The sequence below is a fragment of the Streptococcus sp. HMSC34B10 genome (assembly GCF_001839505.1).
In the GTDB taxonomy this organism is placed as follows: Bacteria; Bacillota; Bacilli; order Lactobacillales; family Streptococcaceae; genus Streptococcus; species Streptococcus peroris.
Genome location: NZ_KV841551.1, coordinates 142636 through 157483, shown reverse-complemented (window position 1 = coordinate 157483; position 14848 = coordinate 142636). Strand labels below are relative to the sequence as shown.

Below are 14848 nucleotides of genomic sequence, written 5' to 3'. Positions count from 1 at the left end.
ACGACCTTTTGATTCTTGATTTTTTGTTTTCATAAGTTCACTTCCTTTCAAAATCGGGTAAAAAAATAGACACCTCATTTTTTGAAGTGTCTACCTATTAAATATTCAAATTTTATTGGAAGTATCTTTATATCTTCACTTTTCAAGGATAAATCGTCGTATCAAAGCACATTCATAAGTAGTAAATTAGTAGTAAATTGAGTGGTTTTGACCTTGATAAAGTGTGATAAGTCCAGTTTTTATGCGGATAACTAGATTTTTATGCTATTTTTAACCATAAAAATAGTGAAAAGTTATCAAAAATACAGAAAGTTATCCTGAAAATCCGTAACATTTACAAAGAATTTTCACTTAATTGTATAAATATCCTATTCAGCTTTACAGCTAGTTTTGATTTTTAGTTCTACACACAACTATTAATTCCAGTTCATAAGTAATTCACTTTTATTTTTTACAAACAAAAAGAAGCTAAAAACTAGCTCCTAAGTATTTATTATTCATTTCCTCACTTCTTGTTTATAAAATTCTTTTAAGGCATCTTTCCAAGTTGGAATGACAAATCCTGTTGCTTTGGCTTTGACCAGACTCATTGTTGAGTTTAGCGGACGTTTAGCCTTAGCAGGGAATTGGCTCGAATCTACTGGCTTAACTTCGACATCTGTATCCTTCAAAATCTCAATTGCAAAATCATACCAAGTTGTATCTTCCGTCGCATCATTTGACAAATGATAATAACCAAATTCCTTGCGATTCTCAGCTAGGAAAGTCATAAACTCGGCCAAGGTACGCGTCCAGGTTGGTCGACCATGTTGATCATTTACAACTGTCAAGGTGTTATGGGTTTTTGCTAGGTTTTGCATCGTGAAGACGAAGTTTTTGCCGTAATTTCCAAAAACCCAGGCAGTACGGATAATATAGAAGTTTGAAACGTGTTTTTCTACAAGCTCCTCACCCATGCGCTTAGTACGACCGTATTCAGTTTGCGGATCTGGTTTGTCATCTACTTCCCACTCTTGTTCGACTGGCTTCTTACCATCAAAGACATAGTCAGTAGAAATATAGACAAGAGTCGCACCGTACTTTTCGGATGTTTTAGCAACATTTTCTGTCCCTGTAACATTGATGGCAAAATCCAATTCTTTTCCTTCATCCTCTGCAGCATCAACAGCTGTGTAGGCTGCACAGTGATAGACTAAAGTCGGTTTAACTTCTTCAAAAACTTTCTCAACTATCTCTGCATTGGTAATGTCCATCTCAGCCACATCTACAGCAACGTATTCTTCATTACGTTCATCCAATAAATAGCGAAGTTCAGTTCCTAATTGGCCATTTGCCCCTGTAATTAATATCATTTTGCTTCCTTTCAACGAGTTCTCGATTCTTCAGTATAGCAATAGAGGTTGAGACAAAAGATATCGACCTCAATTTTATTTTTCAAGAACCTCTTGTGTCTTCGCATAGTTGGCTTCAACAGCCTCTTTTTCTCCCTGCCACCACTCTTGATTATCTTTATACCATTGGATGGTTTCTCTAAGACCTTGTTCGAAGTTGGTAAATTCTGGTTTCCACCCCAACTCATCACGGAGCTTGCTTGCATCAATTGCATAGCGCAGGTCGTGTCCTGCACGGTCAGTCACATGATCATAGGCATCGGCAGGTTGTCCCATTTCCTTAAGGATAAGTTCCAAAACTTCCTTGTTGTTTTTCTCACCATCAGCCCCAATCAAGTAGGTCTCACCAATTTGACCTTTTGTTAAGATTGTCCAAACACCTGAAGAATGGTCATTGGTATGAATCCAGTCACGAACGTTCTTACCTTCACCGTACAGCTTTGGCTTAATTCCACTTAGGATGTTGGTAATTTGGCGAGGAATGAATTTTTCGATATGCTGGTAAGGACCGTAGTTATTTGAACAGTTAGAAATCGTTGCCTTGACACCAAATGATCGTACCCAAGCTTTGACAATCAAATCTGAAGCTGCCTTAGTTGATGAGTAAGGCGAACTTGGATTGTATTTTGTTTCAGCAGTAAATTTCTCACCTGGACCTTCACCATGACCTGGTAAATCTTCGCGTAAAGGGAGATCCCCATAGACTTCATCTGTTGATACATGGTGAAAACGAAGATCATATTTACGCGCTGCTTCCAAAAGTGTGTATGTTCCGATAAAGTTAGTATAAATAAATGGTGATGGATCATTCAGTGAATTATCATTATGGCTTTCCGCCGCATAGTGCACAATGGCATCTGCTTGAGATGCCAACTTGTCTACCAATCCCACATCCGCAATATCACCCACAACCAACTCAACACGATTCCCTAAGATATCCTCAATATTAGCGCGATTCCCAGCATAAGTCAACTTGTCTAGGACTGTCACGTGAACATCTGGAAAATGTTTATAAACATAGTGGACAAAGTTGGAACCGATAAAACCAGCTCCACCCGTCACTATGATATTTTTGTATTCAGTCATATTCTTTCCTTCTTATAAATCCTCTTTTTTCAAAGGTTTCACATCCTTAAGTAATGGATGATTTTTATCTGCTTCTGAAACCTCTGCTTCTGCAAGATTTTCCCATTCGATACCAAGAGCTGGATCAGCATAGTTTACAAAGACGTACTTAGATTTGAGTTCTAGTGCCCAGTAATCATTGACCAGATAACTATATGAAACTGTATCTGATAAAACTTGGAAACCATTGGCCACACCTCGAGGAACAAAGATTCCCTTACTTGCGTCAATTACTGTTTGATAGGTGTTTCCGAAGGTTTCACCCTCACGTAGATCAACCCATGCGCCCAGAACTTTCCCACCATCTGCTACAGAGATGTACTTATCCCAGGGTTCTGCGTGTAAACCACGAAGAACATTCTTTCGAGAGAAGGATATATTGTTTTGCAATTTCCCATCTCTAAAAAAAGATTCAGGAAAACCAAGAGGAAGCATTTTTTCTTTCTGAAAATTTTCTTTAAACCAGCCACGGTTATCCCCATGTACTGGAATATCAAACTCGAGCAGACCTGGAATCGTTTCAATCTCGCGTACCGCTAATTCTTTATCAAAAAATTGTTTCGTCATTATGATTCTCCAATTAAACGGAGCAAATATTGCCCGTATTCATTCTTCTTAAGAGGTTGAGCAAGGGCCAATACATCTTCGCGACTGATATAACCCATGCGATAAGCGATCTCTTCCAAGTTAGCAACCTGAACATTTTGCATCCGTTGAACTGTCTCAATATACTGAGAAGCTTCTAATAAGCTCTCATGTGTCCCTGTATCTAACCATGCAAAACCACGTCCTAAAAGTTCAACAGACAAAGCTCCACGTTCTAGGTAAGCCTTGTTAACGTCTGTAATTTCCAATTCACCACGAGAACTTGGTTTAATACTTTTAGCAATCTCTACTACATCATTATCATAGAAATAGAGTCCCGTAACGGCATAATTTGAGCGAGGGTGTTCTGGTTTTTCTTCGATAGAGATAGCGTTCATATCTTGATCAAACTCAACAACACCAAACCGTTCTGGATCTTTAACATGGTAGCCAAAAACAGTCGCTCCTGACTCCTTACTTGTTGCCTTTTGTAGCATCTTAGAAAGACCAGGTCCATGATAGATATTGTCTCCTAAAATTAGAGCAACACTGTCATCACCAATAAACTCCTCGCCAATGATAAAGGCTTGTGCCAAACCGTCTGGACTCGGTTGCTCCTCGTATGAAAGCCTAATCCCAAACTCAGAACCATCTTGGAGTAGTTCTTTAAAGCGGGGTAAATCTTGTGGAGTTGAGATAATCAAAATATCTCTAATTCCAGCTAACATCAGTGTTGAAAGAGGATAATAAATCATCGGTTTATCATATACCGGCATCAGCTGTTTTGATGCAGCTCGAGTCAAAGGATATAGACGGGTCCCCGAACCACCTGCGAGAATAATACCTTTCATTATAGACTACCTTTCTAGATACTCCTTATTATAACCTCACAAAAGATTATACATTATTTCAAAAAATACTGAAAATTACAGTTAACCGAATTGCTATAGTAGAAATATAAAAAAATCAATCAAATTTTTTTAATGCCGTTTTTAAGTAATATCCTGCTCGAATATTTTTTCCTATTTCTTGAGAACAGCTCACTAATTTTTGATATTCTTCATCCGATAAAGATTTGATTTTTTCAGCTAGTTCAGATAAAGAGTCTACCGCAATTCCACAGCCGTTTTCAAGCACAAAATGTGACAAGGCCGACTGTTTCCAAACTACAAGTGGGAAGCCTGAAGCCAGATAAAGTGAAGCTTTGTGGGAGTTGTTATAACGGAGGTATTCGCCAAAAAAACCACTACAGGTCTCAGAACTATCTCCATCCCAGACCAGACCAAAACCACCCTTTAAGGCTGCAGGAAGTTCATCAGGTAAGAAAGAACCAAAGTAGGTCTCATTTTCAAGTGCTCTACTCTCATCGAAGCCAACTCCATAAAGATTATAAGCAGGTTCTGCAGGAAGTGAGTATAGATAGCCAGCTTTTTCATGTGCCAAATTACCAGCCACAATAATGGGATTATCTTTTGTCAGACTACTCTTTTCCTGGAAATTTGGAATCAAATAGTCAAAAATCCCAAGACTGACAATCTTATCTTCCGTCACTCCTTTATCCACCAAAACTGACTTCATAATAGGATTATGGGCAATGATACCAGTCACATAATGAAATGTATCACTTTCCGTTAATTTCATCCGTAACTTTCTTCTAAATGGAAGAGTTTTATCATTTACAAAGCGTAGTGTTTCCAAATCATGAACTAAAAAATAAACCTGAATCCCCCTCTTTTTAAGAGATTTTAATAAACGGCTAAGAAATATAGAATGATGCAACAAAGGAAATTGAATGACAATTTCATCATTTTTCTTTAAGAATTTGAAGGATTGCAGTAGAACTCTATATTTATGAATTTGAGCATGAAGGAGATTCATTTGATACCAGTTATTTACTAACACCTTCAACGGGGTATATCCTAAATCTTTTAGAACCGTTTCAACATCATTACGTGCCTTATTGCCCGCATTTTTTACATTAGCATCATGTAAAAATTCTTCTTTTAGATAGTATTTCATAATTTACTTCTCATTTCTCAAAAGATGATTTTTCAGGGTAATTTTTTTCTAATTTTTCAATGAAGCATAGGAGATTTTTTTCATTGAAATTTTCATCATCATTCACACACAGTAATTTTCTTTTTTTATTATTAAAAATTCGATCTAGTTGGCTTACTTGATTAATATCAATATATTCACCAAAATTCTTTGACATCGGATAAAACTGATTACTTTCAATTTGCCAATGTTGACAGATGTATTGATTGACATCCACTCCATAATCTCTAATCTGATTTCTGGATGTTCTATCCAAAATTTCACCTTCAATGTCCCATAAATGTGCCAAGGTACTCTTTTTCATCGGAACAGGTAAATGCTGGTTCACGTATCCCGTCGGTCCCCACGGAAAGAGTAGCAAATTCTTCAGAGTCAAGAAAAACCCATAACGGTAGTTAAAGAACTTCCAAGGTGAAGATTTCATGGCCTCCTTATGAGGAAAATGACGATAAATCAATTCAACATCATTGCGATAAATTTTGGTAAATGACGACCAAGGAACTAAAGCATCATACACAGCTAAAAGTTTCGGTTGACCATTTTTATAGAAGTCTGAAGGTTGAGTATCCTTTATCATGAACATATCATCATTGAAATAGATAAAATGTTCTGATAAGCCCTCAATCCGATGAATATTCAGCTCGATTGCTGACGAATTATAGGAAGGAAGGTAAGCTTTCGGCATAAAGTCTTGATGCGTAACTAATTTTAATTTAGGATGATCCAAATTTAACCAGTCAGGCTTTTGCCCATTTGTGACTAAATAAATATGATTTACCCAAGGAGCATGCTTTTCGATCATACGAAACCAAAAATGAAAGGTCCCGTAATCACGGTATCTTTGATCTCCATCAATATCATGATTTACGGGAGAAACCTGACCAGTAACAGCCTGTTTCTTACGGATAAACTCCGGGTCACTTCCATCTACCCAAAGAACCACGATGTCAATTTTTTCTTCTGTCATTTACTAAATTCTTTCTCTACGACTTCTAAGGCACGCTCGATCACCACGTGCATATCGTAGTATTTATAGTCTGCTAGGCGTCCACAGAAGATGACCTTGTCATTTTTGGCTGCTTCTTCTTGGTACTTAGCAAACATGGCATTGTTTTTTTCATCATTGATGGGGTAGTATGGCTCATCGCCGCGTTGCCAATCAGCTGGGTATTCACGGGTGATGACTGTCTTAGGCTGCGTACCATACTCGAAGTGTTTGTGCTCAATGATACGAGTATAAGGGATCTCACGCTCTGTATAGTTAACTACTGCGTTACCTTGATGGTTTTCCTCATCTAGGACTTCGTGTTCAAAACGCAGGCTGCGGTATTCTAACTCTCCGTGCTTGTAGTCAAAGTATTGGTCAATCATCCCTGTAAAGACAACTTTATCAGCAGACGCCTCTAACTCTTCACGATTGGCAAAGAAATCAACCCCAAGCTCTACTTCTACATCGCCCAGCATGTTTTCAATGATGACATTGTAACCACCGATTGGAATTCCTTGGTAACGGTCGTTAAAGTAGTTGTTATCAAAGGTCAAACGAACTGGAAGGCGTTTGATGATGAACGGTGGAAGGTCTGTGGCAGAGCGTCCCCATTGTTTTTCAGTGTATCCTTTGATCAACTTTTGATAGATATCTGGACCAATCAACTTGATCGCTTGTTCTTCCAGGTTCTTGGGCTCAACATCCTTCATATCCGCCGTTTGCTGAGCAATCTTGTCCTTGACTTCTTGAGGAGTTTTGGTCCCCCACATAGCATAGAAGGTATTCATATTGAAGGGAAGATTGTAGAGGCTTCCCTTGTAGTTAGCCACTGGTGAATTGATATAGTTGTTAAATTCAGCAAATTGGTTGACATAATCCCAAACCTTTTTGTTGGACGTATGGAAAATGTGTGCTCCATACTTGTGAACATTGATCCCTTCAACATTCTCACAGTAGATATTTCCACCGATGTGATCACGCTTGTCAATCACTTTTACTTTTTTACCACGTTTTGTAGCTTCGTGTGCGAAGATTGCTCCAGATAAACCTGCACCAACGATAAGATAATCGTACATAGTTTACTCCATTATTTTTTTATTAGTTGTTTTAATTCTTTCACATCCATCACTTTCAGAGATAGGATTGCAAAAAGGTAAACGATTCCACCAAGTACTGCAAATATTGCGACATTTATAGTTGGTGTAAAATGTATAACTGTTTTTGAAACTAGCAAGAGACCATACATGATGGCTGATGCTAGAATAATTTTCAACATTGTTCCAATAATTGGAACATCTTTTAAGTATTTGCGAGTAAAGAACAATTGAATTGCCCATACAAGCGCTTCTGTTAAAACAGAGACAATAGCTGCTCCTATATAACCGAGTTTAGGAAGGAATAGCAAGTTCAAACCTACACTGATTATTGCGGGAGCTGTTGTTGAAATCATGAATTCTTTATTTCGGTTATGAGGAATTAAGATTTGAATTCCCATAATATTAGTCCAACCGATAAAGAACATCCGGAAAATCATGATGGCAATTGCATAACGTGCATCTTGAAAATCCTGTCCCAGAAAAAATCGAACAAAATCATCATTGACGATTAAAATTCCTGCCATCATTGGGAAAATGACCAAATTATAAATTAAGAAGGACATTTCATGCATCTTGTTAACAGCCTTGTGGTCCCCTGAAGACAAGAGGCTTGATACACGGGGCAACATCACACTTCCTAAAGACGTAACCAAGGTTAGAAGGATATTTACTAATTTTAGAGCTTGGTCATAAATTCCTACATCTTTTGTAGAAGCCAAAGCCCCAAGCATGGTACGGTCTAGCGTAACATACAAAGAAATCGCAACTTGAGGTAGGAACAATAAAATAATCGGTTTAAAATGGCGTTTTGCATATTCTAAATCAACATGGGGTCTGCCAATAAATTCTCGAGCAGGTAACCACATGCTGAGTTGCCCCAATAGTTCAAATATGGTTAGCAAAAAGACATAGAGATCAAGATCATTTGCCGATTTGACAAAAAGGAAGATGGAGAGGACGCCAAGGAGTTTGACTGTGATATTTCGAACAGTAATCTTTCGAAAATCCTCCAACCCTTGAAAGAGCCAGGAAATGTCTAATCCCTTCGAAACCAGACTTAAACCTAGAATATAGGCGACGGGATTTTGCATAAAAGGGAGCAAAAAACAAAGAATGGCGTACAAGAATAGAGAAAAAGCTGTAGCACCTATTTGCAGAGAATAAATCCCCCAAAAATTTTCCCCAATTTCCTCTCGATGTCCTGAGATTACCTTAGTCCCATAATTAGCAACTCCTAAAGTCGCTAAAAGAATAAAATAAGTAACGATGGAGTTAAAGTAACCATAGATCCCTAGATCATCCGATGAAAAGATTCGCGTCACATAGGGGGTCGTAATGATTGGGAGTATAATCACCAACAATTGATAAGAGAGATTGTAGGCGTAGTTTTTAAGTACTTTCATGATAATTCTATTCTATTTTTTGTTTTGTATTGAACTGGAAGAAGGCTAGCAAAAAGTGTAAATATAAAAATATTATAACCAGGTCTTATCCAAAAAGCTTCAATCATACAATTAATTGTAATAAGAGATAATAAAGCCAAAAATAAAAACTTACCCTGTTTATAAATTTTTATTGATGCAAGCACATAAATAAATACCAGCAATACGACAGGAACAACCCCATAGTAGAATAACATTTGAATATAAGAAGAGTCTACATAATTGTAACTATAAACTGATTCTGTGGTACCACCATATCCAATGAACTTAACCCCTGTTGCTCCAAATAAATGTAAGCCATAGGTATTTATTGCATTTTTTCCTAAAAACAACCTCATACTGAATAAGTTGTTTAAACTCACAAATAGTGAAGAAGACCATGTGAAGAAATATGATAGGTAAAACATTAACAAAGAAAAAATAGCCGCAAAATAAGGTAGAATTCGATAAATTATAAATTTCCTTTCTTTAGTAAGATACATTACAATAAAAATAATTGTCGCTACAAGTATGGAAAGTGCATTCAACCTAGCGTCACAAAACTTGATGATGAAAAATGCCAAACTTATACCCACTAACGTTCTCAATACAATAAATTTTTCACGAAGTAAATATCCCCAAGCAATAAATAAATAAAAGCAATGGGACGCAAAATCAGTTGGATAAATGAAACCAAAGGAGTTTCTAATTACTAATCCAGACGAGCGGATCTGGGCAAACTGTAAATTGGGAATAACTCCTAGATTTGAGAATAAGAAAATTACTAATACTATCGTCCCTGATACAATAACATATGTTCTTAAGATAACGTCTATTTCGGCATTATATAACAACAAAATTAATAATGAATAAAGCAGAAAATTGGTCCCACCCGTGTGCATGAATACAATTAAGCTAGTTAATAATAGCAAAATCGCTGTTAAGATATAAAAGAAAGTAAATTTTTTTATATATATAAATCTAAAACATAATAATAATGAAAAACAGATTAATAAAACAACCGGAAGGTTTGGTATCACTCTGTTTAACATTGTTGTCATAAGTGTATCGTACCCAACAATTAGGGACAATACCAGAATAACCAACAGGTTCTCAAACTTAATTTTTAACATAATACCTTTTTACTCTTAATAAAATAACCGTATCTATTTAAAAACAATCTTACGTAAGATTGGATTCATTTTTAATTTTTCGACAAATATAACGGTACGAAATTTTTTTGATGCAAGAAGATCAATACACAATCTCCGTAAATATGAGGAGATATCTTTCCGTCTTAATAACATCTTGTAAGACCCAATTATTTGATTCCTATTTCCCAAAAAAATACTTTCAAATGCTTGATTATCAACTAAAGATTGTAATAATTCTATTTTTTCTTGTACTCTCAAACTTAAATTTGAAATTTGAAAAGCTGCACTGACAACAATTTTAGTCTTAATTTCCTGAATTAGTGTATCATCTTCAATTTGAAATTGATCAAGTAATTTTTGTAGAGCTTGGAGTTCATCTAATTGAATCTCGATTCTCCTAGGATTGAACTCGGTTAAGGCAGAGCCACTTCTACCAGCAATATAATTATAAAGAGTCGAATCAATAAAAAGGATGTTATCTAAATGTTGATAAACTTGGAAATTAAATAGAGTATCTTCTCCTATTGGTCTACTAGGAAACTTAATATTATTTTTTAGAATGAATTCTTTGTTATAAATTCTCGACCAAACATTATACATCATATCAGTTTTGAACAGATCTATAAAGTCATTCCTAAATTCTTCCTTTTTAAGAAGTCCTAGGTGCTGATAAGAATGAGAACGACAAGACAAAATAGTGTTATTGTTTTCTTTAATTTCATTGTAACCAAAACAAAGAACATTCCATTTACCATTAAGATTAGGGCATATTTGTTCAAAGAAATCATCTGATAAGAAATCATCTGGGTCCATAAAGTATAAATAATTTCCCCTCGATAAAGAAATACCTAAATTCCTAGCTTCTGCCACTCCGTTATTTTCAATGTGACTAACAAAAACATTCGGAAAATGACTTTGATACTCATCACAAATTGCACCACTTTTATCACTTGAACCATCATCAATTAGCAGAATTTCATATGTGATGGATGACAGTTGCAAAAGAATTGAATCTAGGGCTCTTTTTAAATAACCTTCAACATTAAATACTGGAACAATAATGCTCAAATCTATATTATCCATTAACTCTTCATCCTTAATTTATGACGAATAAACTCTAGTGTCCATTTTTCTTTTTTAAATTTCTTTAATATTGTTGATTTTACATATTCCCAATAGAATTTATTTCTTGTTACTTCTAAAAGTTCTTCCTTAGAAATTTTCTCTCCAATAACTAATTGATTTGGTATAACATAAAATGAATCGACTAATTTAAACTCAGGACATTTAATCATCCTCTTTTGGAAATGTGCATACAGAGGACGCTTAACCACTATATCACTATCGATTAAATTTATCGATTCCAAACCATTTTCCTCTGACCAAAAATAATAACGTCTAGGTTCATTTTCACCATATTCTCGAAATGAGAAATGACTAATATCGATATCATCAAAAAATTTATCTTGCAGTTGTTTGAAATTAGTTTTTTCAAAAATCTTTTGGATACCGTCTGCCTCATCAAAAATAAAAGTTTGCTCATTAGTGAAGACATTTTGATAATCCAATCGATAGTTTGAACCTTGGCCAGACATAAATATATAGTTAACCTCTTGTGAATTTTTAAATATTTGTAGGTGCCCAAAAAGACCATATCGAGCATAATCATTCTCAAAAAAGCTATGCTTTCCCAGAAATTGATAAATATCACCAAGTAAGACATCTGTATCACAAAATCCCCAGTAATCATACTCTTTTAATTCTTCTTCAAAAATGAGCCCGTAAGCAACCCTATAGTCACATAATTTGTAAGGTGTTTTGAGAGAAATTTTAAAATCAAATTTAGACTGGATTTTTTCTCTTAAATCATCAAAAGAAAGAGTTACAAATTCTATATTTTTAGCATTTAAAATTTCGAATTGGTCAACCTTTTGATCCGTATAAATTAAGAAATCAATTTTTTGATTACGTTTAGCGGTCAACAAAAAATAAGGGAAAAATTTTGGAAGTCTTCCAAAATATGGAATAATAAGTCTTATTCTTTTCATTTAGTTAGATCCTCTCCACCCTTATTCAACCAAGTTACAGCATTAAAATAGCGGTGGTACGTTTTTAAATCGACGCCAACGTATCCTTGCTTCTCAGCTGATTTAAAATGAACTAAGGAAGGTAAGTCACTATAATTCTTCGAAGAGAAAATCACCTTACTCTTGTATGGAAGTCCTTCAAATTCTTTCATCAACTCATAAGTACAAGCATCGTTATCATTGAATTTGAAATATAGATTATCCCAGTGAATGCGTGCCAAACGACGATGCCATTTCTGGCTTGCTTCTTCTTCATCTGCATAATGCAAGAAATGAAGTTCAATATCATCAAGAAGGGCAAGTGGATAGGCATTATCAAAGTCCTCGATATATTTTGATTCCTTAACAAATTTTAAGGGGATATCTCCACTCAAATAATATTTTAAATTCTTGAGCATTTTGATGTAATCAGGTGAAAAGACAAACAGCCCAACAAACGGTGTCTGATAAGGCAAGCCCAACTCCTGATAAACCTTTCCAGCCCAGCAATTATCACAAATAATTGTGAAATTCTTATTCTTGAGTCGTCGTCTTGGGATAAAATTAATAATTGGATAAACGATTGGTTTTAGTTTATTCTTTAGTGTTTCACTGTTCATATTAGTACTTCTTATATAACTCCGAGAAATTCCGAATATAACTTTGTAATGAAAAGAGTTCTTTTTGACGTTTGACAGAGGCCGTGCCAAATTTTTCTCGCTTCTCGGTGTTATCAGCCAATTCTTGAATCGCTTTCGACAATTCTGCAGGCTGGTTTGGAGTAGCGAGAAGGCCATTTTCACCTTCCTGCACCATTTCACAAACACCACCATGACGGTAGCCAACTACGGGTTTGCCACAAGCCATGGCTTCTAGGACGACTGTTGGCAGTGGGTCTGGGTTGGTACTCGGCAAGACAAAGATGTCAAACATATTATAGAGTTCTGTCGTCTGGCTATAATAGTCGATTCGCTTAATCTGTCCAGCTACTAGTGAGTCTGAAATAGCTTTTTCCAACTCATCCACGCGCCACTCTTCCCCCTCAAAAGCACTACCTGCTAGAAAGGCTACTGCTTTTGGATTGGCTTGTAAAATTGGCGTCACAGCTTCTAAAAAGTCGCCTTGACCTTTCCAGGCATTCACTCGACCAACCATACCGATCACCAAGACATCCTGAGCAACTCCAAACTGCTCACGGACCGCGCCAGCATCTATCTCATGATAGACAGCATTATCAACACCATTATAGATGACTTGAACTTGTTCATTTTTTACAAAGCGAGACTGCTTGACGTGGTTAGCCACAGCATTTGAAACTGTCACAATTGTATCCGCATAGCGCCCCATTAAAAAGTTGATGAAATCAGAAATTGCTTTTGGTTTGACAATAATCTCATGGACATGCCAAATCAAAGGAAGTTTCAACTTCCGTTTGAGATAAATTCCCTCAAGCACAGCAGTCGTGTTGTTGTGAATAAGGCTAATGCCATTCTCCTTAGCATACTGAGCAATTTGTTTGGAGTAACGGTTATAGGAGCCAAAATACTCCAGGATTCCCTTAGGATTAAAATACTTCCGTCGCAAGATTGGATAGTCGATGACTTTCACTTTGGCACCGACATTTTCTAAAGCAGCCACTAAAACACCATCATTTGGTAAAATAACATGCGCTTCAAAGGCATCTTTATCCAAGCCCTTAATGAGCTCCAACAAAACCTTGTCAGCGCCATACATTTCAGCACCCGCATGGAGATATAAAATTTTCTGCATTTCTATCCTTTAAATACTTTTTCGTAGTCTGTGACAATTTTTTCCCATGTGAAAGCTTGGGCAATACGTTGACTAGATTTTTGATTAAGAGCTTCGATTGCTTGAGTGTCTAATTGTTCAGCCTGATCAATGACTGATGCCAGTTGGTCTTTTTCCCAATAAAGAGCACCATCTTCACCGACTTCACGGTTAAAACCGACATCCAGCAAGAGATTGAGCTTAGTAGACTCAAGAGCCTCAAGAAGGGACGGATTCGTACCACCTACTTCATGACCGTGGAAGTAAGCAAAGGCATTCTCACGGATGTATTTGAGCAATTCTTGATCGTAGACAGTTCCAACAAACTTCACACGAGGGTCCTTGTCAAAACCAGTATCTTTACGCAACTGTTCATAAAACTTGTTGTGCTCTACATTGGTGATCAGGACAAAATCTTTTTTGGAGTTTGACTGCATAAATCCACGAATCATGGCCTCATAGTTATTTTCGGGTACAAAACGTCCCACGACAAGATAGTAATCTCCTTCGGAGACTTGCTTGTCCGCATACCAGGTCCGTACCTTCTCGTCTTCTTTATTCAAGCTAGACTTGCTGGTATCTGTTCCATAGGCGATATAGGTCGTTTGCGGCTGATACTTAGCGTAATCCTTCTGAATATAAGTCTCGATATTCTTGCTATCGCAGATCAACAGATCAGCATGTTTAACCATCAGTTGCTCAGAAAACTTCCAGTATTTACGAACTGGAAGACTCCACTTCGCACGAAGCCATTCATGCCCATCCGGATTAACCATGAGAGTGCCGCCGATAGTTTTGATTTCCTTTTTGATTCCTGAGATAAAAGGACCAATCCGACAAGCCAATACATAAAAAATAGGAGATTGATCCTTGTTTTCTTTGGCTATTTTAATGGCTTTATTGAGAGCCGCGATATCATATGCAATGGCACGCGCGGGCCCAATATTGGGCACAGCAATGTTAAAACAAATTGCCCCATTGTACTCAAACTCGTCATCCGTAATTCCAGACTTAGCTGAATTTTCCCGCATACAAGCAACATAGTATTGAATGCTAGTATCTTTCTGATTTTTTGTTAATTTTTCGACAAAAGTTTCAAATCCACCATATTTGGCAGGAATCCCTTTTGAACCAATGATATACACTGACTGCTTCATTTTGCTCCTATTTGTATA

The 14848-nt window shown here is 36.5% G+C and carries 14 protein-coding genes; all 14 read right to left on the bottom strand.

Going from position 1 to position 14848, the window contains the following annotated elements; genetic code table 11:
- Positions 1-497 precede the first annotated feature (497 nt).
- The 14 genes from rfbD to cps2T all read right to left on the bottom strand — a co-directional run bounded on the left by rfbD (position 498) and on the right by cps2T (position 14830).
- Complete coding sequence (gene rfbD / locus HMPREF3237_RS04055; protein ID WP_070888929.1) at positions 498-1352, bottom strand: dTDP-4-dehydrorhamnose reductase; 855 nt, start codon at positions 1350-1352, stop codon at positions 498-500.
- Between the two features lie 75 nt (positions 1353-1427).
- Positions 1428-2477 (bottom strand): dTDP-glucose 4,6-dehydratase, encoded by a 1050-nt coding sequence (rfbB, locus tag HMPREF3237_RS04050; protein ID WP_006146372.1) that lies wholly within the window; start codon positions 2475-2477, stop codon positions 1428-1430.
- 12 nt (positions 2478-2489) lie between these two features.
- Positions 2490-3083, bottom strand: a complete 594-nt coding sequence (locus HMPREF3237_RS04045; protein WP_006146371.1) for a dTDP-4-dehydrorhamnose 3,5-epimerase family protein — start codon at positions 3081-3083, stop codon at positions 2490-2492.
- Positions 3083-3952, bottom strand: a complete 870-nt coding sequence (gene rfbA / locus HMPREF3237_RS04040) for a glucose-1-phosphate thymidylyltransferase RfbA (RefSeq protein ID WP_070888928.1) — start codon at positions 3950-3952, stop codon at positions 3083-3085. Before rfbA ends, HMPREF3237_RS04045 begins: the two co-directional genes overlap by 1 nt.
- A 115-nt stretch (positions 3953-4067) precedes the next feature.
- Positions 4068-5120 carry a glycosyltransferase gene (locus HMPREF3237_RS04035; protein WP_070888927.1) on the bottom strand — a complete coding sequence of 351 codons (1053 nt, stop codon included), beginning with the start codon at positions 5118-5120 and terminating at the stop codon, positions 4068-4070.
- Positions 5121-5130: 10 nt separating this feature from the next.
- The gene (locus tag HMPREF3237_RS04030; protein ID WP_070888926.1) at positions 5131-6126 is read right to left on the bottom strand and encodes a stealth family protein; all 996 of its coding nucleotides are present in this window, start codon (positions 6124-6126) and stop codon (positions 5131-5133) included.
- Positions 6123-7223, bottom strand: coding sequence for a UDP-galactopyranose mutase (glf, locus tag HMPREF3237_RS04025; RefSeq protein WP_070888925.1), 1101 nt, complete (start codon positions 7221-7223; stop codon positions 6123-6125). Before glf ends, HMPREF3237_RS04030 begins: the two co-directional genes overlap by 4 nt.
- A gap of 11 nt (positions 7224-7234) precedes the next feature.
- The gene (locus tag HMPREF3237_RS04020) at positions 7235-8647 is read right to left on the bottom strand and encodes a flippase (RefSeq protein ID WP_070888924.1); all 1413 of its coding nucleotides are present in this window, start codon (positions 8645-8647) and stop codon (positions 7235-7237) included.
- Positions 8644-9798, bottom strand: coding sequence for a polysaccharide polymerase (locus tag HMPREF3237_RS04015; RefSeq protein ID WP_070888923.1), 1155 nt, complete (start codon positions 9796-9798; stop codon positions 8644-8646). Before HMPREF3237_RS04015 ends, HMPREF3237_RS04020 begins: the two co-directional genes overlap by 4 nt.
- Positions 9799-9831: 33 nt before the next feature.
- Positions 9832-10902: a glycosyltransferase family 2 protein gene (locus HMPREF3237_RS04010; protein WP_070888922.1), complete on the bottom strand. Its 1071-nt coding sequence runs from the start codon at positions 10900-10902 to the stop codon at positions 9832-9834.
- Positions 10902-11867, bottom strand: coding sequence for a DUF6625 family protein (locus HMPREF3237_RS04005; protein ID WP_070888921.1), 966 nt, complete (start codon positions 11865-11867; stop codon positions 10902-10904). The genes HMPREF3237_RS04010 and HMPREF3237_RS04005 overlap by 1 nt, the downstream gene beginning before the upstream one ends.
- Complete coding sequence (locus tag HMPREF3237_RS04000; protein ID WP_006146362.1) at positions 11864-12505, bottom strand: DUF1919 domain-containing protein; 642 nt, start codon at positions 12503-12505, stop codon at positions 11864-11866. Before HMPREF3237_RS04000 ends, HMPREF3237_RS04005 begins: the two co-directional genes overlap by 4 nt.
- A 1-nt stretch (position 12506) precedes the next feature.
- On the bottom strand, positions 12507-13655 hold the full coding sequence (locus tag HMPREF3237_RS03995; protein WP_006146361.1) for a glycosyltransferase family 4 protein: 1149 nt from the start codon (positions 13653-13655) through the stop codon (positions 12507-12509).
- Positions 13656-13657: 2 nt separating this feature from the next.
- Positions 13658-14830, bottom strand: coding sequence for a beta 1-4 rhamnosyltransferase Cps2T (cps2T, locus tag HMPREF3237_RS03990; protein WP_070888920.1), 1173 nt, complete (start codon positions 14828-14830; stop codon positions 13658-13660).
- Positions 14831-14848 lie beyond the last annotated feature (18 nt).